28 protein-coding genes and 1 other RNA gene are annotated in these 25,454 nt (G+C 47.9%); 19 read left to right on the top strand and 10 right to left on the bottom strand.

Features of this window, described 5'->3' with window-relative positions:
- Window positions 1–125: 125 nt before the first annotated feature.
- The 5 genes from epd to L4D12_RS20085 all read left to right on the top strand — a co-directional run bounded on the left by epd (window position 126) and on the right by L4D12_RS20085 (window position 5,804).
- The gene (gene epd / locus L4D12_RS20105; protein WP_428449613.1) at window positions 126–1,181 is read left to right on the top strand and encodes an erythrose-4-phosphate dehydrogenase; all 1,056 of its coding nucleotides are present in this window, start codon (window positions 126–128) and stop codon (window positions 1,179–1,181) included.
- 78 nt (window positions 1,182–1,259) lie between these two features.
- Complete coding sequence (locus L4D12_RS20100; RefSeq protein ID WP_428449612.1) at window positions 1,260–2,423, top strand: phosphoglycerate kinase; 1,164 nt, start codon at window positions 1,260–1,262, stop codon at window positions 2,421–2,423.
- Window positions 2,424–2,561: 138 nt separating this feature from the next.
- On the top strand, window positions 2,562–3,638 hold the full coding sequence (gene fbaA, locus L4D12_RS20095) for a class II fructose-bisphosphate aldolase (RefSeq protein ID WP_428449611.1): 1,077 nt from the start codon (window positions 2,562–2,564) through the stop codon (window positions 3,636–3,638).
- Window positions 3,639–4,009: 371 nt separating this feature from the next.
- Window positions 4,010–4,858 (top strand): small-conductance mechanosensitive channel MscS, encoded by an 849-nt coding sequence (gene mscS, locus L4D12_RS20090; RefSeq protein ID WP_428449628.1) that lies wholly within the window; start codon window positions 4,010–4,012, stop codon window positions 4,856–4,858.
- A 247-nt stretch (window positions 4,859–5,105) separates the two neighbouring features.
- Window positions 5,106–5,804 carry an oxidative stress defense protein gene (locus L4D12_RS20085; RefSeq protein ID WP_428449610.1) on the top strand — a complete coding sequence of 233 codons (699 nt, stop codon included), beginning with the start codon at window positions 5,106–5,108 and terminating at the stop codon, window positions 5,802–5,804.
- Window positions 5,805–5,973: 169 nt separating this feature from the next.
- Here the strand turns inward: L4D12_RS20085 and serA are convergent, their stop codons facing one another.
- The 5 genes from serA to zapA form a co-directional block, all read right to left on the bottom strand.
- The gene (serA, locus tag L4D12_RS20080) at window positions 5,974–7,203 is read right to left on the bottom strand and encodes a phosphoglycerate dehydrogenase (RefSeq protein ID WP_428449609.1); all 1,230 of its coding nucleotides are present in this window, start codon (window positions 7,201–7,203) and stop codon (window positions 5,974–5,976) included.
- A 275-nt stretch (window positions 7,204–7,478) separates the two neighbouring features.
- The gene (gene rpiA, locus L4D12_RS20075; RefSeq protein WP_428449608.1) at window positions 7,479–8,138 is read right to left on the bottom strand and encodes a ribose-5-phosphate isomerase RpiA; all 660 of its coding nucleotides are present in this window, start codon (window positions 8,136–8,138) and stop codon (window positions 7,479–7,481) included.
- Window positions 8,139–8,339: 201 nt separating this feature from the next.
- Complete coding sequence (locus L4D12_RS20070; RefSeq protein WP_428449607.1) at window positions 8,340–8,948, bottom strand: 5-formyltetrahydrofolate cyclo-ligase; 609 nt, start codon at window positions 8,946–8,948, stop codon at window positions 8,340–8,342.
- An 81-nt stretch (window positions 8,949–9,029) separates the two neighbouring features.
- Window positions 9,030–9,212, bottom strand: a non-coding RNA gene (ssrS, locus tag L4D12_RS20065) — 6S RNA.
- Window positions 9,213–9,219: 7 nt separating this feature from the next.
- Entirely contained in the window at window positions 9,220–9,522 is a 303-nt protein-coding gene (gene zapA / locus L4D12_RS20060) for a cell division protein ZapA (protein WP_428449606.1), read from the bottom strand.
- A 264-nt stretch (window positions 9,523–9,786) separates the two neighbouring features.
- On the opposite strand from zapA, the gene L4D12_RS20055 reads away from it, so the two are divergent.
- The 4 genes from L4D12_RS20055 to gcvH all read left to right on the top strand — a co-directional run bounded on the left by L4D12_RS20055 (window position 9,787) and on the right by gcvH (window position 13,550).
- Window positions 9,787–10,434: a UPF0149 family protein gene (locus tag L4D12_RS20055; protein ID WP_428449605.1), complete on the top strand. Its 648-nt coding sequence runs from the start codon at window positions 9,787–9,789 to the stop codon at window positions 10,432–10,434.
- A 33-nt stretch (window positions 10,435–10,467) separates the two neighbouring features.
- The gene (gene ubiH, locus L4D12_RS20050) at window positions 10,468–11,655 is read left to right on the top strand and encodes a 2-octaprenyl-6-methoxyphenyl hydroxylase (protein WP_428449604.1); all 1,188 of its coding nucleotides are present in this window, start codon (window positions 10,468–10,470) and stop codon (window positions 11,653–11,655) included.
- A gap of 2 nt (window positions 11,656–11,657) precedes the next feature.
- On the top strand, window positions 11,658–12,866 hold the full coding sequence (locus tag L4D12_RS20045) for an FAD-dependent 2-octaprenylphenol hydroxylase (RefSeq protein WP_428449603.1): 1,209 nt from the start codon (window positions 11,658–11,660) through the stop codon (window positions 12,864–12,866).
- Between the two features lie 300 nt (window positions 12,867–13,166).
- On the top strand, window positions 13,167–13,550 hold the full coding sequence (gene gcvH / locus L4D12_RS20040) for a glycine cleavage system protein GcvH (protein WP_428449627.1): 384 nt from the start codon (window positions 13,167–13,169) through the stop codon (window positions 13,548–13,550).
- Between the two features lie 62 nt (window positions 13,551–13,612).
- Here gcvH and L4D12_RS20035 read toward each other — a convergent pair whose 3' ends face one another.
- Complete coding sequence (locus L4D12_RS20035; RefSeq protein ID WP_428449602.1) at window positions 13,613–13,819, bottom strand: DUF1107 domain-containing protein; 207 nt, start codon at window positions 13,817–13,819, stop codon at window positions 13,613–13,615.
- Between the two features lie 473 nt (window positions 13,820–14,292).
- On the opposite strand from L4D12_RS20035, the gene L4D12_RS20030 reads away from it, so the two are divergent.
- The 3 genes from L4D12_RS20030 to nqrM are packed head-to-tail and all read left to right on the top strand — an operon-like array spanning window position 14,293 to window position 15,281.
- Entirely contained in the window at window positions 14,293–14,595 is a 303-nt protein-coding gene (locus tag L4D12_RS20030; protein WP_428449601.1) for a DUF134 domain-containing protein, read from the top strand.
- A gap of 3 nt (window positions 14,596–14,598) precedes the next feature.
- Entirely contained in the window at window positions 14,599–15,081 is a 483-nt protein-coding gene (locus tag L4D12_RS20025) for a NifB/NifX family molybdenum-iron cluster-binding protein (protein ID WP_428449600.1), read from the top strand.
- On the top strand, window positions 15,078–15,281 hold the full coding sequence (gene nqrM, locus L4D12_RS20020) for a (Na+)-NQR maturation NqrM (protein ID WP_428449599.1): 204 nt from the start codon (window positions 15,078–15,080) through the stop codon (window positions 15,279–15,281). Before L4D12_RS20025 ends, nqrM begins: the two co-directional genes overlap by 4 nt.
- Here the strand turns inward: nqrM and L4D12_RS20015 are convergent.
- Genes L4D12_RS20015 through ygfZ form a run of 3 tightly spaced genes read right to left on the bottom strand, consistent with a single transcriptional unit; the run spans window position 15,278 to window position 17,686 of the window.
- On the bottom strand, window positions 15,278–16,216 hold the full coding sequence (locus tag L4D12_RS20015; RefSeq protein ID WP_428449598.1) for a LysR substrate-binding domain-containing protein: 939 nt from the start codon (window positions 16,214–16,216) through the stop codon (window positions 15,278–15,280). The two genes, nqrM and L4D12_RS20015, sit on opposite strands and share 4 nt — an antisense overlap.
- 24 nt (window positions 16,217–16,240) lie before the next feature.
- Window positions 16,241–16,702 carry an aminoacyl-tRNA deacylase gene (locus tag L4D12_RS20010; RefSeq protein WP_428449597.1) on the bottom strand — a complete coding sequence of 154 codons (462 nt, stop codon included), beginning with the start codon at window positions 16,700–16,702 and terminating at the stop codon, window positions 16,241–16,243.
- A gap of 3 nt (window positions 16,703–16,705) precedes the next feature.
- A complete protein-coding gene (gene ygfZ, locus L4D12_RS20005; protein WP_428449596.1) occupies window positions 16,706–17,686 on the bottom strand; it encodes a tRNA-modifying protein YgfZ in 981 nt (326 codons plus the stop codon).
- A gap of 309 nt (window positions 17,687–17,995) precedes the next feature.
- On the opposite strand from ygfZ, the gene L4D12_RS20000 reads away from it, so the two are divergent.
- On the top strand, window positions 17,996–18,256 hold the full coding sequence (locus L4D12_RS20000) for an FAD assembly factor SdhE (RefSeq protein WP_428449595.1): 261 nt from the start codon (window positions 17,996–17,998) through the stop codon (window positions 18,254–18,256).
- On the top strand, window positions 18,225–18,653 hold the full coding sequence (locus tag L4D12_RS19995; RefSeq protein WP_428449594.1) for a protein YgfX: 429 nt from the start codon (window positions 18,225–18,227) through the stop codon (window positions 18,651–18,653). Before L4D12_RS20000 ends, L4D12_RS19995 begins: the two co-directional genes overlap by 32 nt.
- Before the next feature lie 128 nt (window positions 18,654–18,781).
- Here L4D12_RS19995 and nadB read toward each other — a convergent pair whose 3' ends face one another.
- Window positions 18,782–20,401, bottom strand: coding sequence for an L-aspartate oxidase (gene nadB / locus L4D12_RS19990; RefSeq protein ID WP_428449593.1), 1,620 nt, complete (start codon window positions 20,399–20,401; stop codon window positions 18,782–18,784).
- A 394-nt stretch (window positions 20,402–20,795) separates the two neighbouring features.
- Here nadB and rpoE point away from each other — a divergent pair, with 394 nt between their 5' ends.
- From rpoE to lepA, 5 genes are all read left to right on the top strand, one after another.
- Complete coding sequence (gene rpoE / locus L4D12_RS19985; RefSeq protein WP_428449592.1) at window positions 20,796–21,374, top strand: RNA polymerase sigma factor RpoE; 579 nt, start codon at window positions 20,796–20,798, stop codon at window positions 21,372–21,374.
- 23 nt (window positions 21,375–21,397) lie between these two features.
- On the top strand, window positions 21,398–22,057 hold the full coding sequence (locus tag L4D12_RS19980) for an RseA family anti-sigma factor (protein WP_428449591.1): 660 nt from the start codon (window positions 21,398–21,400) through the stop codon (window positions 22,055–22,057).
- A 14-nt stretch (window positions 22,058–22,071) separates the two neighbouring features.
- On the top strand, window positions 22,072–23,064 hold the full coding sequence (gene rseB, locus L4D12_RS19975; RefSeq protein ID WP_428449590.1) for a sigma-E factor regulatory protein RseB: 993 nt from the start codon (window positions 22,072–22,074) through the stop codon (window positions 23,062–23,064).
- Window positions 23,061–23,558 carry a SoxR reducing system RseC family protein gene (locus L4D12_RS19970; protein WP_428449589.1) on the top strand — a complete coding sequence of 166 codons (498 nt, stop codon included), beginning with the start codon at window positions 23,061–23,063 and terminating at the stop codon, window positions 23,556–23,558. Before rseB ends, L4D12_RS19970 begins: the two co-directional genes overlap by 4 nt.
- A 77-nt stretch (window positions 23,559–23,635) precedes the next feature.
- Window positions 23,636–25,432: a translation elongation factor 4 gene (lepA, locus tag L4D12_RS19965; RefSeq protein ID WP_428449588.1), complete on the top strand. Its 1,797-nt coding sequence runs from the start codon at window positions 23,636–23,638 to the stop codon at window positions 25,430–25,432.
- The last annotated feature ends 22 nt before the right edge of the window (window positions 25,433–25,454 follow it).

Genomic DNA, 25,454 nt, shown 5'->3' with positions numbered 1-25,454 from the left:
AGTAAGGCATGCAAGCTTTTGATTAAAATGATTTTATTCCCATTGGTGACTCTGCTCACAATTATGGTGATTATCAGGGGGGCTTGGTATACACTAATCCGGCTTGTTAATTTTGTAGCACGGATATGACACTAAAAGTTGCAATAAATGGATTCGGCCGCATTGGACGCAGTGTGATCAGAGCATTGTACGAAAGCGGTAAGTATCACCAGATCAAGGTTGTCGCAGTCAACGAGTTGGCTGAGCCGGAAGCGATGGCTCACTTGCTCCAGTATGATTCCAGCCATGGTCGCTTTTTTAAACCTGTCAGTCATGATCAGGAGCACTTGTTTGTGGCTCATGAAAATGGCGAGCAAGACAGTATCCGAATTCTTCATCAAAGCGACATCAATCTTCTTCCCTGGCAAGATCTCGATATTGATATTGTTCTTGATTGTACCGGGGTATACGGCTCACGAGCCGATGGCGAGGCCCATATAAAAGCCGGTGCCCGCAAAGTGTTATTTTCCCATCCTGCTGCAACTGACATCGACAATACCATAATTTATGGTGTCAACCATGACTCGCTCACCGCCGAGCACAAGATAGTCTCTAATGGTTCTTGTACCACCAACTGTATTGTTCCTGTTATTAAGGTGCTTGACGAAAAGTTTGGCATTGAATCTGGTACCATTACCACCATTCACTCGGCCATGAATGACCAACAGGTTATTGATGCCTACCATGCTGATTTACGGCGCACCCGGGCAGCGAGCCAGTCAATAATCCCTGTTGATACTAAACTTCATTTGGGCATTGGACGCATTTTCCCGAAACTTTCTGACAAGTTTGAAGCAATTTCTGTGCGCGTACCGACAATTAACGTTACTGCCATGGACTTAAGTGTCACTGTAAAAACAAATGTGAAAGTTAATGACGTAAATCAAACACTGGCAGATGCGTCTCGTTGTACATTAGATGGCATCGTTGATTACACCGAAGTACCGTTGGTCTCTATTGACTTCAATCACGATCCCCATAGCGCGATTGTCGACGGTACTCAAACCCGCGTGAGTAACCAGCATTTGATTAAATTGCTGGTGTGGTGTGATAACGAATGGGGTTTTGCTAACCGGATGTTAGATACCGCGTTAGCCATGCAAGCCGCCGATAGTGTGATATCGGATGAGGGCAAGCAATAAGAATTCGTAGGGCTTGGCAGTGACGCTGAGCTGGCAAAACTTTGATTTTTAATTTAATTAATGTTGAGAGGACAAACCATGTCTGTAATCAAGATGACTGACCTGGATCTTGCAGGTAAACGCGTATTTATCCGTGCTGACCTAAACGTTCCAGTAAAAGACGGTAAAGTAACTTCAGATGCTCGTATCCTTGCATCACTACCAACCATCAAGCTTTGCCTAGAAGCTGGTGCAAAAGTAATGGTTACTTCTCACCTGGGTCGTCCGACTGAAGGCGAATATGCAGAAGAGTTCTCTCTAGCTCCTGTTGTTAATTACCTAAACGACGCACTTGATTGCGACGTTAAACTAGCAAAAGACTACCTGAATGGCCTAGAGCTAAATGCAGGTGAACTAGTGGTTCTGGAAAATGTTCGCTTTAACAAAGGCGAGAAGAAAAACGAAGAAGAACTCTCTAAGAAATACGCAGCGCTATGTGACGTATTCGTAATGGATGCATTCGGTACGGCTCACCGTGCACAAGCATCGACTCACGGTGTAGGCATGCACGCCCCTGTAGCTTGTGCTGGTCCGCTACTAGCGGCTGAGCTAGAAGCGCTAGGCAAAGCAATGAGCAACCCTGAGCGTCCTCTAGTAGCAATCGTTGGTGGTTCTAAAGTTTCAACTAAGCTGACTGTTCTTGAGTCGCTATCTAAAATTGCTGACCAATTAGTTGTTGGCGGTGGTATTGCGAATACATTCATCGCAGCTGAAGGCCATAATGTAGGTAAGTCTCTATACGAAGCAGACCTCGTTGAAACGGCTAAGAAGCTAATGAAAGATTGCGCAATTCCAGTTGCAACAGACGTTGCTTGTGCAAAAGCATTTGATGAAAACGCTGAAGCTGAAATCAAAAACGTTGCTGACGTTCAAGATGACGACATGATCTTCGATCTAGGTCCAGATTCAACGGCTGTTCTAGCAGACATCATTGCTAACGCAAAAACTATCCTTTGGAATGGCCCTGTAGGTGTTTTCGAGTTCAAGAACTTCGAAGCGGGCACTAAAGGTATCTCTGAAGCAATCGCTAAGTCTGCAGGTTTCTCTGTAGCTGGCGGTGGTGATACGCTAGCAGCAATCGACAAGTTCGGTATCAAAGCTGACGTTTCTTACATCTCGACTGGCGGTGGTGCATTCCTTGAGTTTGTTGAAGGTAAAGTACTTCCAGCTGTTGCGATGCTAGAAGAGCGTGCAAAAGCGTAATAAATCAAGACGGGAGCATGATGCTCCCGTACTTTAACGTTTGTGCATTGGGTCAGGTTTTTATAGAATACTGATCAGTAGCAAACGTTTGCAAAGAGTTAAATTCACACAGACAACAAGGTAAATAGGACTATTGTTATGTCTAAGATCTTCGATTTCGTAAAACCTGGTGTTATTTCTGGCGATGACGTACAGAAAGTATTTGCAGTAGCAAAAGAGAATAACTTTGCACTTCCAGCGGTTAACGTTGTTAACACTGACACTATCAATGGTGTTCTTGAAGCGGCAGCTAAAGTTAAAGCACCTGTTGTTGTTCAGTTCTCTAATGGCGGCGCTGGTTTCTTCGCTGGTAAAGGCGTTAAACTTGAAGGCCAAGGTGCACAAATCCTTGGTGCTGTAGCAGGCGCTAAGTATGTACACGCTGTTGCTGAAGCTTACGGCGTGCCTGTCATTCTTCACACTGACCACGCTGCGAAGAAACTACTTCCTTGGATCGACGGTCTACTAGACGCTGGCGAAGTATTCTTTGCTGAAACGGGTAAGCCTCTATTCTCTTCTCACATGATTGACCTTTCTGAAGAGTCTCTAGAAGAGAACATCGCTACATGTGCTAAATACCTAGCTCGCATGGAAAAAATGGGTATGACTCTAGAGTTTGAACTAGGTTGTACTGGTGGCGAAGAAGACGGCGTTGATAACTCAGATATGGATTCTTCTGAGCTATACACTTCTCCAGAAGACGTTGCATACGCTTACGAAACACTAAGCCCAATCAGCCACCGTTTCACTATCGCGGCATCTTTCGGTAACGTACACGGTGTTTACCAAGCAGGTAACGTTGTACTGACTCCAACTATCCTTCGTGACTCTCAAGCATACTGTGCAGAGAAGTTTGGTATTGCACCTAACGCTCTAAACTTCGTATTCCACGGTGGTTCTGGTTCTTCTGAAGCAGAAATCAAAGAGTCTATCAGCTACGGTGTTATCAAAATGAACATCGATACTGATACACAGTGGGCATCATGGGATGGCGTTCGTCGTTACGAAGCTGAGAACCACGATTACCTACAAGGCCAAATCGGTAACCCAACTGGTGAAGCAGCACCAAATAAAAAATACTACGATCCACGCGTATGGCTACGTGCAGGTCAAGCGTCAATGGTTGCACGTCTAGAAAAAGCATTTGCTGACCTAAACGCAATCGACGTACTATAATTGTAGTGTCTGATGCATTGATATAAAGAGCCCGCCAAGTGCGGGCTTTTTTTATAAGTGTCAGAATGTCGGGCCTAAATTAAAGTGTGATAACGGTCAAATTTTTTGTTGGTGTTATTGACCGAGAGCGGTATTATCCCGCGCACAAAATAGTCGCGACCAGCACAATATGAGTTATGCCAGTATCATTGTTGATAGGGTGATAACAGTATAGGTTGTTAGAGATTACATAAGTTAACAATGTATATAGCGTTTTAGTTTATTTGTGGGTTCATTGACTGAGTCAATGAGCATAACAATGACCAGAGCAGGATGAAGTCAATATGAGTGATAGTATTGCAACAACCGTAAAAGATACGGTGGTTGAAACAATGAAAGACAATGATATAACCAATGGCGTATTACATGCGGGTAATTGGTTGGCTGATAATCATGATCTCTTAATCCAATATGGTGTGAATATTATTTCAGCCTTACTGATCTTGTTTATCGGTAATATCGTCACCAAAGGTATCGCCAATGGTGTAGCGAAAATGCTACGCAAGAAAGACATGGATGGTGCAGTCGTCGAATTCCTTTATTCGCTCGTTCGTTACCTGTTATTTGTTATTGTTCTGATTGCCGCTTTGGGCCGTGTCGGTGTGCAGACGGCCTCTGTGGTTGCTGTAATTGGTGCCGCGGGTCTGGCTATTGGTCTTGCACTGCAAGGTTCGTTGTCTAACTTTGCTGCTGGCGTATTGATTGTTGCCTTCCGTCCTTTTAAATCCGGTGATTTCGTTGAAATTGGCGGCGTATCAGGCTCAGTTGAAGCAATTCAGGTATTTTCGACCATTCTAAATACACCTGATAATAAAATGGTTGTGGTACCAAACGCATCGGTGATTGGTGGTCCAATTACTAACTATTCTCGCCACAAAACGCGCCGTATCGACTTTGTGATTGGTGTGTCTTATAAGGCTGATCTGAAAAAGACCAAAGCAGTACTTGAGCGTGTGGTTGCTGCGGATCCGCGTGTATTGAAAGATCCAGAACCAACCGTTGGTGTGGTTGCCCTAGCCGATTCATCGGTTAACTTCGTTGTGCGCCCTTGGGTGAACACTGAAGATTACTGGGGCGCTTATTTCGATTTACTTCAGGCGATTAAAGAAGCGCTGGATGAAGAAGGGATCGAAATTCCATTTCCACAGATGGATGTGCATCTGAACAAGCTAGAAAGCTAATCTTGATTTGCTGAGTCAAAATGGAGCCTGAGGGCTCCATTTTTTATATCTGATACATGCCAAAGATTCGTTGCTGTCCTGATATTGTCCTATCACGGATGTAGTCTGGAAACGGTGAATTTCATGATCGGTCATCGTCACAATAAAACAATGTACAAAAAAGTTATAATTAAAGGGAATTTTTTGTGGCCTCTTGTTGTCCAATCAGCCAGAGACATAATATAAGACGAATAACAGGACGACTCTGATGAAAAAACAACTTGTTGCAGTGATGATTGGCTTGGGTCTACTTGGTACCAGTGGCATGGCTTTGGCTGATGTGCCTGTTCCTCATATTGAAACGACCGGTAGCGGTGAGATCACGGTTCAGCCTGATATGGCGGTATTCACTGTTGCGGTGGAAGAAATTCGTCCGACGGCAAAAGAAGCGAAGCAGACGGTGGATCGTGCTGTTACTGCATTTGTCGAACGATTATTAGCGAAAGGGGTCGATCGTAGCCAAATCCAAAGTGCGAATATCAGTTTGCAGCCACAATACAGTTATCCTAAAGATCAGGAGCCTCAGCTTAAAGGTTTCCGTGCTAGCCGGTTTATTACAGTGACCGTGAATAAGTTAGAGAACCTCAACACTTATCTGGATAGTGCGCTGGGCGATGGCATAAATCGTATTAATAATATTGAGCTTAAGGTGAGTAATGAGAAGGCTTACCTTGAACAAGCACGTCAGGCTGCCATTAAAGATGCAATTTCGAATGCCCAATCGCTAGCGAAAGGCTTCGGTACCAAATTGGATGGGGTATGGGAGATCTCATATCAGGCACAACAGCCTCGCCCAGTGATGATGCGGATGGCGATGGACAGTGCAGCAGAGAACAATATGAGCTACCAAGACAGTCAAATCACCATTCGTGATCAGGTTGAGGTCGTGTTTAAGCTGGAAGACTAAACAATAGCAGGGACGAGGTGCGAGTCTAAAGGAAAAGCAGGTCGAGCCAGAGAAAGCATCGATGAAAAAAATGGGACACTTTTCAGTGTCCCATTTTTATAATATTGCCGAACCTCGAACCTCGAACCTCGAACCTCGAACCTCGAACCTCGAACCTCGAACCTCGAACCTAGTGCAAGATCCGAGCGCGGATAGTTCCGTCGATGGCCTTGAGTTTTTTCAGTGCTTCTTCAGAACGCTCTGTTTCGACATCAATCACCACATAACCTACTTCAGGGCCGGTTTGCAGATACTGAGCTGCAATGTTGATCCCTTCAGAGGCAAAGATAGTGGTGATCTGGTTTAAGATCCCCGGGCGATTCTCGTGAATGTGCAGTAAGCGAGAGCAATTACGGTGCTCAGGCAGTGATACTTCGGGGAAACCGACCGCTGAAAGGGTTGAGCCGTTATCGGAGTATTTGGCCATTTTACCAGCGACTTCGATCCCGATATTCGCCTGAGCTTCTTGGGTTGATCCCCCAATATGCGGGGTGAGCAAGACATTATCAAATTTAGCCAACGGTGATTCAAATGGGTCACTGTTGGTCTGTGGTTCTTCTGGGAATACATCGACCGCAGCACCTGCAATGTGGTTGCTTTCCAGTGCACTACACAGTGAGTCGATATCGACGACTGTGCCGCGAGCGGCATTGATAAATATTGAGCCTGGCTTCATGCGAGCAAACTCATCAGCCCCCATCATATTTTGTGTACCTGCTGTTTCCGGTACATGCAGGCTGATCACATCACATTTATTGAGCAGCTCTGAGAGTGACGGAACCTGTGTGGCATTGCCGAGTGATAATTTATTCTCGATATCATAGAAATAGACTTTCATGCCAAGGTTTTCAGCCAGAATACCGAGCTGGGTGCCAATGTGGCCATAGCCGATGATCCCGAGACGTTTACCTCGCGCTTCATATGAATGATCCGCGGATTTGAACCACTCACCGCGATGTGCTTTGGCATTTTTTTCAGGGATCCCACGTAACAGTAGCAGGATTTCGCCCAAGACCAGTTCAGCCACACTGCGAGTGTTGCTGAATGGGGCATTGAACACTGGGATCCCGCGTTTTGCTGCGGCATTGAGATCAACTTGATTAGTACCGATACAGAAACAGCCGACCGCGATCAGTTTCTTCGCTGCGCTGAAGACTTCTTCGGTCAGTTGGGTGCGGGAGCGGATCCCTACAAAGTGGGCATCCGCGATGGCCGTTTGTAGCTCATCACCGGAGAGGGAGCCTTTATGATATTCAATATTGCTGTAGCCAGCTTGCTGCAGCACTTCGATCGCTGAAGGGTGAAGGCCTTCAAGCAATAGAATTTTTATTTTGTCTTTATCCAGTGATATTTTAGCCATTGGTACTTATCCTTAAATACTGAGAGTAGAGGGGGCCATGGAGCAGGGCAGAGGCAGGAAAGGACTACGATCAATTTTCCTGTATGCGGGCTATACATGAGCACCACTTTACGATTACTTATATGCTGGCTTTTAAATTACCAAAAAATAACCACAATGGGTAAGAATATTACAGGATTGATAATAGAAAACGGCATATATTATGCCGTTTTGTAAGTGAATAACGTATTAAACCTATTTCCCTTCGTCGCCTAAGAGGAAAATAGGTTCAGTAGTTATTTTTCGAATGTTTTGACGCCGTCAGGCGCACCAACCAATAGCACATCTGCGCCACGGTGAGCAAACAGACCCACCGTTACCACGCCAGGAAGTGCATTGATCTTGTCTTCCATGATTTTCGGTTCGGTGATTTTCATGTTGTAGACATCCAGAATGATATTGCCGTTATCAGTCAGACAACCTTCACGATAAACCGGATCACCACCGAGTTTCACTAGCTCACGGCCAATAAATGAGCGTGCCATGGGGATCACTTCTACTGGCAGAGGAAACTGGCCCAGAACATCCACTTGCTTAGTATTGTCGACAATACAGATAAACTGTTTCGCGATAGCTGCGACAATTTTTTCACGGGTCAAGGCTGCGCCGCCGCCTTTGATCATATCGTACTCACTGTTGATCTCATCGGCACCATCGACATAAACATCCAGACTTGATACTTCATTGGCGTCAAATACCGGGATACCGATCTTTTCCAGGCGCTCGGTTGAGGCAATTGAGCTCGATACCGCACCTTTAATTTCTTCTTTACGGGTTTCCAATGCATCGATGAAGTGATTGACGGTTGAGCCGGTGCCCACACCCACAATGCTGCCTTTTTTGACGTATTCCAATGCAGCCCAGCCGGCAGCTTTCTTCATTTCATCTTGTGTCATGCTTGTCTCCTAGTGATGACATTTGTTGCGCAGAGCGCTGATTATAGCCAAAGCACTGTGTGTAGTCAGTCCCTATCTCCGCTTGTTCGTTATGCTTATCGATGACAAAAATATAATTCTATTAATAACATAGGGTTGGGGTTAGTGGTGTGGTTCAAAAATACCAAACGTTTGCGTCTGGGGCTATGTGGTAACTGGCAATTATGCTGACCAGTGAAAATGGTATGAGGGGGTGATTATTTCCGGTAATGGAACATCCCAGCTTTCAAAGGGGAGCGTGTCGACCTGTTGGCAGTCGTGAGCTAAACCGATGGGACGTGGGCCAAGCCGCTGGAGGTGCCAGCGAGTGAGGGTGCGGTCATAGTAGCCGCCGCCCATGCCAAGGCGCTGGCCAGTATTGTCAAAGGCCACCAAGGGGGTAAAGATGACGTCAAGTTCGATTATGGGCTTGACTAACCGTACATCCAGAATAGGCTCTTTGATCTGGTAGCGATTGAGGGTCATTCTGGTGGTCGGTGTATAGTGCAAAAAAAGCAAATTGCCTTTGCTAAATGGGTGCAATACAGGCAGGTAAACGGACTTTCCTTGCAGCCATAGCCATTCTATCACTGGCTGAGTATCGAGTTCGCCATCGTTGGCTAGGTACAGCGCGATATGCTGAGCTTGAGAGATCGTCTCTGATTGCTTGACGTGTTGAAGTAGATCGGTTGCTGCTTGGCACTGATGAGCATGACTGAGGGCACGGCGTTTCTGACGAATAAATTGACGAATATGCTGGCGAGTTGCCGATGGGTGAACCGCAGATCTCATAAGTCATCCAATGACAGAAGGTATGCTGGGTAAAGGTTTCTACAAAACGATGTTTACAAAAGTTTTTGGTAAAACAAGAAGGTATGCCCCAGGGTGCCGTTGCGCATTGTGGCCCTTGAACCAGATGTTCAAGGTGGATCAGCAACATTAACCGTAGGCTTCTCGGTACGAGCCGAGCATGCTCAATAGCTAATAAAAGCTGATCCTGGGTATTTGCTTATCGGCTCGGGGACGTTAATCCGCTGACGCACACCCCAGGGTCAATTCATTATCAACGCTCTGGCTGATATTGCAATGCTTTCTCCAATAAATCTTCCATCTCTTTGATTCTATTGGACAGTTTTTCAGCATTGCGCTGCTGTTCTTGGCGTTCGCTATACAATTCGTTGCAAATGTTCAGGCCTGTGAAAATTAACAGCTGTTCCTGATTGCTGATCTTGGTTCGCTCGGCGAGATCTTTCAGGCGCTGGTCAAAATCGGCCGCTGATGCTTGCAGAGCGACTTCTTGACCTGATGGGCAATTAACCTTAAGGGTACGGCCAAATACCTGAATTTCTACTGCCTGGTTACTCATAAACTTTTAATCTGCTCCGTGTCAGATAGCTCAATATGGTATTCCGCTTACGAACGCGCTAAGAGGGTAAATATAGAAAAAGCCCTATCAACATGCAAGCAGGCTTATCACGCTTTATGCTCAATTGTGTCTGACTAATCAGATCTTAACCAGATTGAGGCAAACATGCCCCTGCGGCAGGAATTGCCGAGTGACTGATCTTTCGTATAAGTGGTAGCATAACACAAACACGATCCACACCAACGATATTAAGGTGAACAGCCCATGAGCGACGTAAAATTACCAGCTTACGAAACCCTCGAGCCGATGCTAAAAGTACAAGGCCTTGCCGTGACCCCTTCGGAGCTGCATGGCTTGCTAAGTGGTATGATTTGCGGTGGTTTGGCAATCGATGGCGAACAGTGGCTGATGCCGATTTGTGATTACGCCAATCAGGGTGAACCGATGCTGGACGGTGCAAAAGCACTGGTACGGTCAGTATTTGATGCCGCGGCAAGCGAACTTGGTAGTTTAACGCAAACGTTATTTACCTCGACGGCTGCTGAATTGTCGGAGATTGAATTCAGTGTATCGCTGTTATTGCCTGCAGATGATGCTGAGCTGATGCTGCGCGCTGAGGCTCTCAGTGAGTGGGTGACGAACTTTATTTCAGGCCTGGGTTTGATGGGAATGGAAAAGCAGGCTTTATCCGGTGATGTCGCCGAGGCTGTCGCTGCGCTGGAGGAAATTTCTCAGCTTGGGATCGATGAAGACGAAGACATGGACGAGCAGGCGTTACTGTTTAATGATGTGGTTGATTATGTACCAGATTGTGTTCTAACTTGCTTGATCGGCCTGAGTCAGCGAGGGACGATAGACGACAGTGACGACATATCAGCCGACAAGCCAGCTGATAAACCGACGCTGCATTAAGAACGGAACAAATGAGTAAGTAAGGGACGGGATGTGAAGCATTACGATGTTGTCATTGCGGGTGGGGCGATGGCGGGTGCGACGTTAGCGCTTGCACTGGATAAGCTCACTAACGGACAGTTAACGATTGCGGTGGTAGAAGCTGTCGCACCGAGTGTTGACCAACACCCGGGTTATGATGCTCGTAGTATTGCGCTGTCGTTAGGCTCGGCTAACCTTTTGGCGTCGATTGGCTGCTGGGAAAAGTTGGCCGCGTTGGCAACGGCAATTACCCATATCCATGTCTCTGATCGCGGTCATGCTGGTATGGTACATGTTGATGCTTATTCGCAAGCGGTTGATGCACTCGGTTATGTGGTCGAGTTGACGGACGCAGGACGGATATTCCACCAATCTCTGGCCACGTGTGAGCGGGTTGATCTGTATTGTCCGGCCACGATCCGTGCCATCGAGCAGCAACAGCAGCAGGTCAGCGTGCAGCTAGATAATGGCGACGAAATTGAGGGCAAGTTACTGGTCACGGCGGATGGGGCATTGTCTTCGTGTTGCGATATGCTGAGAATTGGCCGTAGTGACTACGATTTTGATCAAATTGCAGTCATTGCTAATGTGACGACAGCTGAGCCACATCATGGCCGGGCATTTGAGCGCTTTACCTCCCATGGGCCAGTGGCATTGTTACCGATGTCTGATGGCCGGAGTTCGATGGTGTGGTGTGTTCGGCCACAGGATCAGGCAACAGTGATGGGCTGGAGTGATGATGAGTTTTTGGCTCAACTGCAACAGGCATTTGGCTGGCGGCTGGGACAATTGCTCAAACCGGGGAAGCGCTGTGCCTATCCATTGGTGTTGCGTCAGTCTCAGCGGTTGACATCTCATCGGGTCGCGGTCATTGGTAATGCTGCCCAGACGTTACACCCGATTGCCGGGCAGGGGTTTAACCTTGGCCTGCGTGATGTGTTGAGTTTGGCTGAGGAAATCGCTTCGGGGATTTCTGACGGTCAGGATCCGGGCTGCGTGCAAATTCTCAGCCGCTATCGTCAGCGCCGAGAGCCGGACCGCGAGGCCACCGTCGCGATGACTGCCGGATTGGTTGGTCTTTTTTCCACAGAAAGTCTGCCTTTCGTTGTCGGTCGCAATATCGGCTTAATGGCAATGGAAAGGATTAATGTATTGAAAGCTCCGCTGGTACGGCGGGCGATGGGACAGGTAGAAAGATAGCCATGATGCAAAGTGTAGATGTCGCTATTATTGGTGGTGGGATGGTTGGGCTGACATTGGCCGCAGCATTGGCAGACACCGAGCTTCGGATCGCAGTGATTGAGGGGCAATTACCTGAGCCTCAATTGGCAGAACTGCCTGATTTACGTGTTTCTGCGCTAAGTCGTGCCAGTGAGCGAATCTTGCGCCGTGTCGGAGCCTGGGAGGGGATTGAAGCTCGTCGTTCTTCACCCTATGACAAAATACAGGTGTGGGAGCAAGACAGCTTTGCCCGTATTCAGTTTGCTGCCGCTGACCTGGCCCAGCCGGATCTGGGGCATATTGTCGAAAACCGGGTTGTACAGCTAGCGTTGATGGATAAGGTCAAAGGTTTACCCAATGTCACACTACTGGCTCCTGAGCGATGCCAGAGCATTGCCTTTGGTGAAAGTGAAGCGTGGCTGAGCTTGGCGTCGGGGAAAAACCTGACCGCAAAGCTAGTCGTGGGTGCCGATGGGGCTAATTCTTGGCTGCGTCAGCAGTTAGATATACCACTAACGCACTGGGATTACGGTCATAGCGCTATTGTTGCCAATATTCGCACCTCGGAGGCTCACCAGCAGATGGCTCGGCAGATCTTCCGACCACAGGGACCACTGGCTTTCTTACCGCTCGCTGAGCCAGATCTGTGTTCGATTGTATGGTCGTTGCCACCCGCAGAGGCTAAGGCTTTGATGGCGATGCCAGAGGCGGAGTTTAATCAGCATTTGACGGTTGCTTTTGATAACCAACTGGGTTTATGTCAGGTGGTGGGAGCGCGACAGGCATTTCCGCTCAAAATGCGCTATGCCCGTGATTTTGTTCGCGAGCGCGTGGCATTGGTTGGCGATGCCGCACACACGATTCATCCTTTAGCTGGTCAAGGTGCTAACTTGGGATTACTCGATGCTGCTAGTTTGGCGCAAGAGCTCAAGCAGTTATGGCAGCAAGAGCAAGATATCGGAAAGAAAGTGCATTTACGTCATTACGAACGTTGGCGTAAGGCTGAAGCCGCCAAGATGATCACGGCAATGCAAGGTTTTAAGGATCTGTTTTCTGGAAGTCATCCGGCTAAAAAATTGGTTCGAGATCTGGGTATGTTACTTGCCGATATCACGCCTGGTGTCAAAGATGAATTTATGCGACGCGCATTAGGCTTGTCTGGAGAGCTGCCAGAGCTAGCGCAGCGTTAATACTTGTGTTGTTCGTAGATAAAAAAACCGCCGTTGAGAAGGCGGTTTTTTTATGTCTATTCAATGTGTTGGTATGAAATTGAATTTTTTGATCCGTTTTCCGATTTTTTCACCTACAGTAAATATCAGGAAATATTTATACCCAGCTAGTGTGTGTATACCGATGCGTCCAACGCGGTGCGTTACTGGCGAAAAAACTGATTGATTTGAGCTATTTACAGTTGCTGATATTGCTGTTGGACTGGCAATAAAAGTACGGTGATAGGCAAGCTTTTATAAGGAAGTTTTATCATGAGTTATATTCCCTCTGAATTGATGTATACCAATACTCACGAATGGATCCGTCCTGAAGGTGAGGGTGTTTATACCATCGGTATTACCGATCATGCCCAGTCGATGCTCGGCGATATGGTGTTTGTTGAGCTTCCCGAAGTCGACAGTGCGACAGATGCCGGTGAGGATTGTGCGGTGGCAGAATCGGTGAAGGCTGCCTCTGATGTTTATGCGCCACTTACCGGGTATGTGATCGCCATTAATGAAGAATTGGAGAATGCCCCTGAATTGCTCAATAGTGATCCCTATGGTGATGGTTGGCTTTTTCAGATTAAAGTTGAGGATGACACCGAATTGGATGATCTGCTGGATGCGGATAATTATATTGATTTGGTGGCTGATGATGAGTAAAAAATCTAAAAAGCTCACATTGGTGAGCTTTTTTTATCGGAACCTATAAAATAAAGAACGGGTTAGCAGGTGCTCTCTCTCATTCGCCTGATTTCCTGATTGATTTCATTCACGGTCTGATAATGATGCTGCTGAGCTTTGACGGGAACCTTCAACAATCCATTGTTAAATTCATAGCCTCCACGACCATCAATGTAGAGTCTACCACTGAATAAACGACTGACGTGCTTTGCGATCATTTTTGGCACGTAGCGTTTGAACATGCGCATATTAAGCCAACCTTTCCCTATGTATTTGACGTCAATAATTATAAAACAATATGCATGACACTTTTGTGATGGCTTCAGCATAATACCAATGTTAAATAGATCTTGGTTTTGTAATTCTTTTACTGATAGCTATCTCTTTAGATTATTATTCTGTTCAGTATTAATTGTCATTACGTCTATCTGCCGCGTTATTTTTCTGTGGAAATATGATGTTTTTTATTAATGTTTGTTTTTTAATGGTTTAGCAATGCTTTTAAAGTGAATTGCACATAATGCATACAAGCGGTGCTTTGCTTTGTATTGGTGGGGATCGTCAATTATTCGTCTGTTTTGGTTTCTGCTCAGTTAAATATGCTGAATTGAACGAATGGTCTGATCTGAGATAAAGAAGTGAATATTTACTGTTTTAGATCAAAGCCCATTATTGGCATATGCCAATAATGGGCTTTTTGTGGACGTGAAGCAGGACCGAAATGCCTAGACCCAAAATACAGCGCCGGATCAGTTGTCGGCCAGCCTATAGTTGTTTCAAGCCTGTCGGGGTCCCGATGACCCAATTGCCTGTGCTTGGTCTAGCTCTCGATGAGCTTGAAGCACTTAAACTGGTTGATTTGAAAGGCCTCTGCCAACAGGATGCCGCGATTGAACTGGGTGTGTCACGCCAAACGCTGGGCAATATTATTGCCAGCGCCCGGCATAAAGTGGCTAAAGCATTGGTTGAAGGAATGGCGTTAGAGCTTGAGTCATACCCACAGGGTAACAGTGAGAAGGAATAATTGATGTCAGTAGCAATCGCAATCACCCCCCGGCAGGAAGTCGCGGGTCACTTTGGCAAGGCTGCCGTGTTTATGATTTATGATCGTCAAGGGCAATGCATTACCGAAATGGTAAATGAAGATCCTCGAGCGGTCGGCTGTAAGCATAAGAAGCTGATACAGCGTCAGTTGGTTGGTCATGGTGTCACGGAGATCATTCTTGGTAATGTCGGTCAGCGATCTCTAGCAAGATTATTGGCAGCAGGCTTCGCGGTTTATCGGGTGCCGGGGCGAACGCCATTAGCTGCGGTATTGAATGGTGATGTGCAACGTGAAGCGCTGGTTGCTGCCGAGCAGGGGCGTCCCTGTAAGCGTGAGAAAGGGGGATGCGGCTGCGGTTGTGGCAGTAAAAAATCCTCACAGCCCGCTAAAATTAAAATAGGCATGAAGGCGACAGGCTCAGAGCGAGTTGTTGGGTTGCCACGAATGGGAGGATTCAAGTTATGACTTATTTGTTGACCGTAGTGGTGTTTTTATTGGTGATTGCAGCAATGGCAATTGGTTGGATCTTTAAGAAAAAAACCATCCAGGGCAGTTGCGGAGGCTTGGCCAATGTCGGTGTTGAAAAAGAATGTAACTGTAAAGAGCCCTGTGATGAGCACAAGCTCTATCAGATCCAAGAACCTGAAAAAACGCAATCATCTTAATGGATCTGACGTAATTCGGTGACTCGGTTGGTTATTGTGCGATGGACACATTGACGAAGCCATTCCTGACGAGGATGGTTCGCGTTGCGCCGTAGCCAGAGCATATTGATGTCGAAGTCGGCGATCTCCACGGGAGGACGGCATTGGCTGAGGTTGTCATGGAAGACGTCTAACTTGGCCATCAGTGTCGACACCACGCAGAGCAGGTTACGACCAGTAAGCAAGTGCCGGACCGTTAAGAAGCTGCTGGAGCCGACCGCAATATGGCGATGGAATCCCTGTTGCTGTAACTGGTTATCGACTTGACTGGCGAGCTTACCGTCTGGGGTGACCAGAGCTTGTGGTGTGTGGATATAACGGGCTAAATCAATCGGGGTTGTAAGGCCTGTTGCCTTGCTATCGAACAGACAGACATGATCTTCGGTATACAGGTACTGGCTGTCAAATTCACGGGGGAGATCTTTCATCGAACCAATGATCAGATCGATTTTTTGCGCCTCGGCAGCTTGCTGATAGTTATTGCGGTCGATATTACAAAAACTGAGCTGACAATGCGGCGCTTGGTGGTGAATCGCATCAAACAGGGAAGGTGCAAACAGGAGTTCGGCATAGTCGGTCAGACCAATCCGAAATGTACCTTGGTAGCTTTGTGGTGAAAAATCACCGGGCTGGAGGATCTCGCTGGTGACTAACTGCAAGATTTGTTCAACCACGGGGGCGAGATCAAGCGCTTTATCCGTTGCGATCATCTGGTGGCCATGGCGTTCAAACAGTGGATCATTAACTAAGATCCGGAGCCGAGACAAATTATGACTCATGGCTGATTGCCCCATAGACAGCTTGGCGGCCGCTTTGGTGACACTGCGGGTTTCCATTAAGGCGGAAAAAGCGATCAGTAAGTTAAGATCGACACCGCGCCAGTTGATGTTATTCATCGTCTGTTTATTCCCTTCTCATGACTAACGGCAGATATCTGCCAGCATAGGGTCGCAAAGTAGCAGTAAATCTTCGGTGGCCAGTTCAATTCCCGCCATTCGATCCCCACTGCTGATGTTGACCTTGAGTTGCTGGCTAATCCGGTGATCGAAAATCAGTGGCAGTGGGCGCTTTAGGCCTATTGGCGCAACAGTGCCAATGACTAACCCTGTGATCTTTTCTACATCGCTGGCATCCGCACAGGTCATTCTGCGGCAGCCCAATAAGGCTCGCACCTTGGTCGGGTCAACCTGTGCGGGGCCGGGCACACAGGCCAAAACGTGAAAGCCGCTCATGTCTTTGAGCAAAATGGATTTCACCATCTGCTCAGGATCCACTCCGCGTTCACGCGCAGCCTCTTCGATAGTTCTGGCCGGTTGGTTATGGGGAAGGAGGCGGAATTCCACCCCTTCCTTTTCCAGAAACATGGTAACAGGTGTCTGCATAGCTTAGGCGTTATCGTCAAGCGAGTAAGGCAGTGGGAGCAGCTGCCAGTGAGCGTCTTGCTCTGCAAGGCGAAATACAGTGTCGGCTTCCAGATCATTAGGTAGGCACACCAGTGCGATAGCCGTACCGTCATTAAATAGGTAGCCAGCAATTACGGTGCCGCCTTTACGCCAGCTATTACTCACGCTGCGTTCCAGTGTATCACCCGCTTGTGGGCTGTGGGCTGCAGGCCCGCTGACGATATACATTGCACGTTTATTGATCCCGCGATATTTCGCTCGTGCAACAGTTTCTTGACCGGTGTAGCAGCCTTTTTTGAAGCTGATTGCATCTAACGCCTGCAAGTTTAGTGCTTGTGGAATGAAGGTCAGTTCGGTAGTGGCCTCAATACGCGGGATAGCCGCCTGAATATCATAGAGATCCCACAGCAGATCGGTGCTTAGTACAGCATTTTGTGCCAGCTGTTCTGCCAAGGCGACAGCATGTTCTGGTGCGATAGCTAACAACCAGCGTTGTTCATCTATTTTGACTGCGCTACCTCCAGTAATTGCACGTACATCGCCTTCTCCACCAAATAGGCTGTTGATACGATGAGTCGCATCACTACCCGTTAAACCCAGCAGAATGTCGTTACTGGCTGCGATCTCAACTTTAGAGAATACAGCATATTTTTTGAGTTCAGGGAGCTGGGTATCCATCAGGCTGCGACGCTGAATGAAACCATAGCCATCATTGTGATGAAAGAGGCGGAAAATGGTACGCAGTTTGCCTTTTGCGTCACAGTGGCCACCCAATGTTGACTGACTCGGGTTGAGACCCACCACATCACAGGTAACTTGGCCTTGAAGGTAAGACTTCTTGTCATCCCCAATCAGGGTGATCAGTGCCCAGCAGGCCAGATCAACAAGGGCCAACTCAGGCAGTTTGTCTGCTGGTGCAAGGGCAAGGGGCGTAAAATTAAGGTGTTCAGACCAGGTGCTCATAAAATGTCCATGATATCAGCGACAGAAATAGGAATAGGGTTATGGTAAAGCCACTTGTCCGGTTTGTCAGCATCAATACGCTAGTGCGGCGATCTGATCATCACGGACAGCGGTGAAGGCTTGACCGAATCGAGTGGGATAAAATAGATCCTAGCTCTCAACTTGGTCGTTTGGTTGCGCTGGCTCATAGTCGGCGGGAAGGGGGGCTGCTAGTATTAGACGAATTGTAAATGTGTGGGGCTGGCTGAGCATGAGGCTTTTTCTCCTGATCATTGAGGCCGTTCCGAGACAGATGTTTGAGGTTATGAAATGTTGAAAGCAGACGAAAAGGCTCGCGTAAAATGGGCGTGTCGCCGCGGGATGCTTGAGCTGGATGTGCTCATTATGCCTTTTTTTGAAGAGTGCTTTGATGTACTGCCAGAGCAAGAGCAGCAAGACTTTATTTCACTACTTACTTGCGATGATCCTGATTTGTTTACTTGGATGATGCAGCACGGTCGTAGTGACAACCCTGCTCATGCTGCCATGGTGGATAAGATTGTCGCCCTTAACAACAGCAAATTACGCTGATATAACCTTATATCCTTCCCAGCGAATTCTTACCGCACTGGCATGGCTGTATGTCAGTGTGGCTTGTCTCTTATTACTCTCCCCATTACATTCAGAACTCCCCGTCTCCCTCACAATTACTGGTCTATGGTTACTTTGGCATGAAGGCTGGCATCTGGCGTGTCAATACTGTCAGAAGCAGGGCCGATTGCTTATCTCTCGCCAAGCTGACATTGATTGGCAGCAACAAACTTGGCGATTGCAGGAAGCAAAGATCCGTACGGCATGGTTGCTCGTGTTACGGCTGCAACATGAATCGGAGTATTGTTGGGTGGTGATAGCTTCTGATAGCTGCCATCTGCAGGCATACCGGAGTCTGGCTTTATTTGCCCACTATGCCGACAATATCGGTGACTGATGATATTTGATCTCACCCTCGGGCGGTCAATAAGTTGCCAACGGTTATTCGTGATGAAAAAAGCGAGAGGGGCTCTCTCGCTTTCATTGGCGACGATGATACCGGTGAGGGTCCTCCCTATATCACGATTAACACGGTTGTTCTGGGGTGAGGATGGTCGGTTTAGCCTGACCCGTAGTCTCGGGATAATCCAGCGTATAATGGAGTCCGAGACTTTCTTTACGCTCCAACGCACAGCGCACCATCAGCTCTGCCACCTGAAGCAGGTTACGCAGCTCAAGCAAGTTATTTGAGACTCTAAAATTGCTGTAGTATTCGTGGGTTTCATCCTGAAGCAATTGAATGCGGCGCATTGCGCGCTCAAGGCGCTTGGTGGAGCGGACAATACCCATGTAGTCCCACATGAAAAGGCGAAGTTCATGCCAGTTATGCTGGATCACCACTTCTTCGTCTGAGCAACCGACTTGGCTTTCATCCCAGCAGGGCAGAGAGGGGGGCATGCTGACACTGTCTATTTTTTGGGCAATGCTTTCGGCAGCCGCCCACGCATAGACGACGCATTCGAGCAGAGAGTTTGAGGCCATGCGGTTTGCGCCATGCAGTCCGGTATAGCTGACTTCACCAATCGCATAGAGGCCCTCCAGATCGGTGCGGCCTGCTTTATCGACGACTACTCCACCACAGGTATAGTGTGCGGCAGGCACAATAGGGATGGGCTCTTGAGTAATGTCGATCCCGAAAGTCAGTAACTTGTCATAAATGGTCGGAAAATGCTTGGTAACGAAATCGGCGGGTTTATGGCTGATATCGAGATACATGCAGTCGGCACCGAGGCGTTTCATTTCGAAATCTATCGCTCGGGCGACGACATCACGTGGTGCTAATTCACCACGATCATCGAAGTCTGTCATAAAACGCGAACCGTCAGGGCGACGCAGGTATGCCCCTTCGCCACGCAGTGCTTCCGTCAGTAAATAGTTACGGGCATCGGGATGGAACAAACAGGTTGGATGGAATTGGTTAAACTCAAGGTTAGCCACTCGACAGCCAGCACGCCACGCCATGGCGATACCGTCGCCGGAAGATACATCAGGGTTAGAGGTATACTGATAAACCTTTGAGGCACCTCCTGTCGCGAGAACCACAAATTTAGCCCGTATTGTTTCTACGGCTTCACGATTACGGTTCCAAACGTAAGCCCCAAGAATGCGGTTGGGTTGATCGGCGATCCCGAGTTTTTGATAAGTAATAAAATCCAATGCGTTATGGCGTTCTAGTACCTTGATGTTGGGATGACTGTGGACATTGTCTTGTAATGAGTTTTGTACCGCCATGCCCGTTGCGTCGGCAGCATGGAGGATCCGACGGTGACTATGGCCGCCTTCCCGGGTTAAGTGATAGCGAGGGGCATCATCGCTGTCGCTCTCTTCGCGATCGAAGGGAACGCCGCCATCAATCAGCCACTGAACACAGTGTTTGGCATTTTCAGCGATGAAGCGAACGACCTCTTCATCACACAGGTGAGCCCCTGCAATTTGGGTGTCTTCGACATGGGAGTCGATACTGTCAGACTCGTCAAATACAGCGGCAATCCCCCCTTGCGCGTAAAAGGTTGCCCCTTCGCTACGTGGTCCTTTGCTCAGGACAATGACTTTCCCGAGAGGGGCTAGTCGCAATGCGAGTGATAGTCCCGCCGCCCCGCTGCCGATGACAAGCACATCACATTGATGTTCATGATTTCCGTTCATAATGATTTCATATCCCTATGGTGATACGTTATGTTACCAAACTTTGTTCCATTTGTTCATTTTTGACGGGTGGTTCACACATACCGCGTCGTAAGCGTTATAATGCCCACCTAAGCGATGCTTTGCGGTAACTTAGGTATATTAATTTTGCTGTATCACAGCAGATAAATCGCGCACTATTATTGAAAAATGATTTTTATCTCGGGAACTTTGCCAGTGAGTCCGAGTCATACATAGTGCTCACGCTCATATATTTTTAGCATATTGTTTTGGTTGGGCACGACAGAGCGCTGTATTCATACTGGAGGCAGTCGCGTATGTTTAGGTTGAACTCACCAATAATAAGCAAGTACATAAAAATGCGGGTGTAATAGACATAGGAGTACACGCTCGGATGAGCGAGCAGCAAACTGATCAGGTATTAATTGAGCGGGTACAGCGTGGCGACAAGCAGGCATTTAATTTACTGGTAATCAAATACCAGAATAAAGTCTGCAATTTGGTTGCAAGATATGTCAGTAATTCTGGTGATGTACCGGATGTCGCTCAGGAAGCATTTATTAAAGCGTACCGGGCTTTACCTACCTTCCGGGGGGAAAGTGCGTTTTATACTTGGCTGTACCGTATTGCCGTGAATACGGCGAAAAATTATTTAGTGGCTCAGGGGCGCAGGCCGCCAGCTTCGGATGTGGATGCTGAAGAAGCTGAGTATTATGAAAGTGGCAGTGCGTTGAAAGAAATTTCGAACCCTGAGAACCAAATGTTGTCTGAAGAATTGAAGAGGGTTGTTTTCGGTACCATAGAGGCCTTGCCTGATGATCTTAAAACAGCAATTACCTTGCGTGAGCTGGAAGGCTTAAGTTACGAGGAAATTGCCGAGGTAATGGGATGCCCCGTAGGTACTGTTCGATCTCGAATTTTCCGTGCACGAGAGGCGGTTGAAAAACGCATTCGTCCTCTTATGCAGCGATAGTGTTGGGCCAAACGGTGAAAAAGATGGCTGATAAAGAAAAAATTTCGGCATTGTTAGATGGCGAAGAGCTGGATCAGAGCACTGTGAATGCATTGACGGTCGATATTGACAGTCAGCAGACCTGGCAGCATTTCAACCTCATGGGGGATGTGATGCGCGGGGAAGCACCGCAAGCCAAGGATTGGGATATTGCGGCCAGGGTAGCACTGGCACTGGAAGATGAACCGGCTTATACCGGTTTCACTGAGCAACAACTTGAATCTGTTATACCTCTTTCTACCGCTCGGGACGCATACATTGCCGAGGCGCAACCTACGCCACAGCAAGCTAAGCGAACGATGCCGAGCTGGTTGACCCAATTTGGTCAAGTTGCTGTTGCTGCCTGTGTGTCATTGGCTGTGATTGTTGGTGTCCAGCAATATAACGGCAGTGAAGGTAGCATGATTTCACCCGCTGGGGATGGGCAATTACCTGTACTCGAAACAATTCCATTTACGGGGGTTGCCGAGCCAGTAAGTTTAACCAGTGATTCGCTCCGAACCAATCGGCATGCGGGGCCAACCGAAGAGCAGGTGATGGAGCAGCGTCGCCGCATTAATGCCATGCTTCAGGATTATGAATTACAGCTTCGCTTGAATGCGGATGACGGTTCAATTGACCGTTCTATGCTAGAAGCTAATTAATTGATGGCGGGTAAATGAAAAGAATTCTGGTCGGTGTAATGGCACTGGTCAGCCTTGCGATGCCATACCAAGCCTCAGCTGAAGAACCGATTCCTTCAGCCGGGGCTTTGTTGCATCAAATGGATGAGGCTAGCCGTGAGCTCAGTTATGAGCTGTCATACATCTTAATTAAAAAAAACAGTATTGAGCCGTTGCGGTATCGCCATGCGTTAGAGAATGGTGAAACCTATGCGCACCTGGTTTATCTCAGTGGTCCGCCTCGAGAAGTGATCCAGCGTGGCAATGAAGTCAGTTACTTCGAACCTGGCTTAGAGCCGTTCACCATCGATAGCAATAAAATGGTTGCCCCGTTACCGCCGATCATGAAAGCGGATATTGATAAGTTATCGCAGTATTATGACTTTATTTCGATGGGGCGATCCCGAGAAACGGGCGTCGCCTGTGATGTAGTACGGATAGCGCCGAAAGATGGCGCCCGTTATTCCTATTTATTGTGGATTGACACTCGCAGTAAACTGGTGATGCGAGCGGATCTGCTCGATCGCGATGGTGAACCACTTGAACAGTACCGTGCGGTGTCTTATGTGATTAATCCGAAAGTCGGTGATGTACTGAAAAGTCTGGAAAACGTGAAATTGCCAGCCGTGGTTCAACTGCCACCTAAGCCACAGGCTAAATTAGACTGGCAGGTGAACTGGTTACCGCAAGGCTTTAAGTCTGTTTCGCGAAATCGTCACCGTTTGATGATGACAGAGCGGCCAGTTGAGAGCAAAATGTTCAGCGATGGCTTGTTTAGTTTTTCGATTTACATTTCAGCCGCTGATCACTATACAGTGCGTGAACAGTTGGTCCGCCAAGGGCGGCGAACCTTGCATAGCTACTTGCACAATGGTAAAGAAGTGACCGTGGTGGGAGATATTCCACCCGCAACGGCGCGCCGGGTTGCCGAGTCCATCGCATTCTTGCCCACTGGAAGCCACGAACTCAAAGAGAGTATTAGCCAATGATGCGTTCACTGGCGACGGTGATAGCAACCCGTCCAGGCGAAATGACAGTCAGTTGCCAGCAGCAGAGCAGCTGCGGCAGTTGCGCTTCACAAGAGAGTTGCGGTAGCGGTATTGTCAGCAAGGCACTACCGGGACGCCAGCATCAAATTACGCTCTCTACCGAGGTAACGGCCAAGGTGGGGGAAGTGGTTGAAATTGGTCTTTCAGAACGTAGCATGCTGCATTCTGCTATGTTGGTTTATGTGCTTCCTTTGCTATGCTTAGTGGTGGGAGCCATATTGGGGCAGTGGTGGTTTATCGCTCTTGCTGGGGGCGGTGAGCTTGGTGTGATCTTGACCGCATTGATGAGCGGAGCCATTGGGTTGTGGTTGGCCCGCCGCTATGCAGTGCGTTTGGAAGGGCTCTCAGCTTATCAGCCGAGCCTCATTCGGGTGCTAGGCAGCCCGATTTCAGCCGAGTTGACAATAAATGCCGCATCGAAAGATAGCGAGTAGCGGCGAAATTCGGTAGAATCCGTCAACTTGATCTATCGATCCCATTCACTTTTATCACGAGTTAGTCACGCCAATTCATGAAGCACATTCGTAACTTTTCGATTATTGCACATATCGACCATGGTAAGTCGACCTTATCCGACCGTCTAATTCAAGTTTGTGGCGGCCTTTCCGATCGTGAAATGGCTGCGCAGGTTCTTGATTCCATGGACCTTGAACGCGAACGCGGTATCACTATTAAGGCCCAGAGCGTGACGCTCGACTATACGGCCAAAGATGGTGAAACCTACCAACTTAACTTTATCGACACTCCTGGGCACGTTGACTTCTCGTATGAAGTGTCTCGCTCACTAGCCGCTTGTGAAGGCGCATTGCTGGTGGTTGATGCGGGCCAGGGGGTTGAAGCCCAAACATTAGCAAACTGCTATACCGCCATGGAAATGGATCTGGAAGTGGTGCCGATTTTAAATAAAATCGACCTACCAGCTGCCGAACCAGAGCGCGTTGCGGAAGAAATTGAAGATATCGTTGGTATTGATGCCATCGATGCGACGCGCTGTTCAGCGAAAACAGGTTTAGGTGTTGACGATGTATTAGAAAACATTGTTGCCGCAATTCCTGCACCGGAAGGTGATCCTGATGCTCCGCTCCAAGCGCTGATTATCGATTCTTGGTTTGACAATTACTTAGGTGTTGTCTCTTTGGTCCGTATCAAAAATGGCGTATTGAAGAAGAATGACAAGATCAAAGTAATGAGCACTGGCCAGACTTGGGGGGTTGACCGCCTGGGTATTTTCACGCCGAAGCAAGTTGATAAAGACGTGCTTCGTACCGGGGAAGTAGGCTGGGTTGTGTGTGGTATCAAAGATATCCTAGGTGCGCCAGTGGGTGATACCTTGACACATGCCAAGCACGGTTGTGAAAAATCACTGCCGGGCTTTAAGAAAGTGAAGCCACAAGTTTATGCGGGTCTATTCCCAGTATCATCTGATGATTATGAGAACTTCCGTGATGCACTTGGCAAGCTAAGCCTGAACGATGCGTCATTGTTCTATGAGCCAGAGAGCTCTTCAGCGCTGGGCTTTGGTTTCCGTTGTGGCTTCCTGGGGATGCTGCATATGGAGATAATCCAGGAGCGTCTGGAGCGTGAATACGACATTGACTTGATCACGACCGCACCAACCGTGGTGTATGAAGTGACAAAAACCAATGGCGACATGATTTATGTTGATAGCCCGGCGAAATTGCCAGCGGTTAACGACATTGCCATCATGGGTGAGCCCATTGCACGTTGTAACATTCTGGTACCAAGTGAATACCTAGGTAATGTTATTACCCTGTGTATTGAAAAGCGTGGTATGCAGGTTGATATGGTGTATCACGGTAACCAAGTGGCGTTGACGTACGATATCCCAATGTCAGAAGTCGTGTTGGATTTCTTTGACCGATTGAAGTCGACCTCGCGGGGATATGCTTCACTGGATTACAATTTCCAGCGCTATGAAGAATCAAACATGGTGCGTGTGGATATCCTGCTTAATGGTGAGCGTGTTGATGCACTGGCTATCATTACGCATAAGGATAATTCGCAGCAGCGTGGTCGTGATGTGGTTGAGAAAATGAAGGAATTCATTCCTCGCCAGATGTTTGATATCGCGATTCAGGCAGCGATTGGTACCAACGTCATTGCGCGTGCAACCGTGAAGCAGTTACGTAAGAACGTAATCGCCAAGTGTTACGGCGGTGATGTGAGTCGTAAGAAGAAGCTACTACAGAAGCAGAAAGAAGGTAAGAAACGCATGAAGCAGATCGGTAACGTCGAGCTGCCGCAAGAAGCGTTCTTGGCCATTCTGCATGTGGGCAAAGATAAGTAATATAACGAACCTATTGTTACCA

The sequence above is a fragment of the Photobacterium nomapromontoriensis genome, from assembly GCF_050336815.1.
Taxonomy (GTDB): Bacteria; Pseudomonadota; Gammaproteobacteria; order Enterobacterales; family Vibrionaceae; genus Photobacterium; species Photobacterium nomapromontoriensis.
The sequence above is the reverse complement of the archived record's forward strand: the minus strand, read 5'-3'. Positions and strand labels throughout refer to the sequence as shown.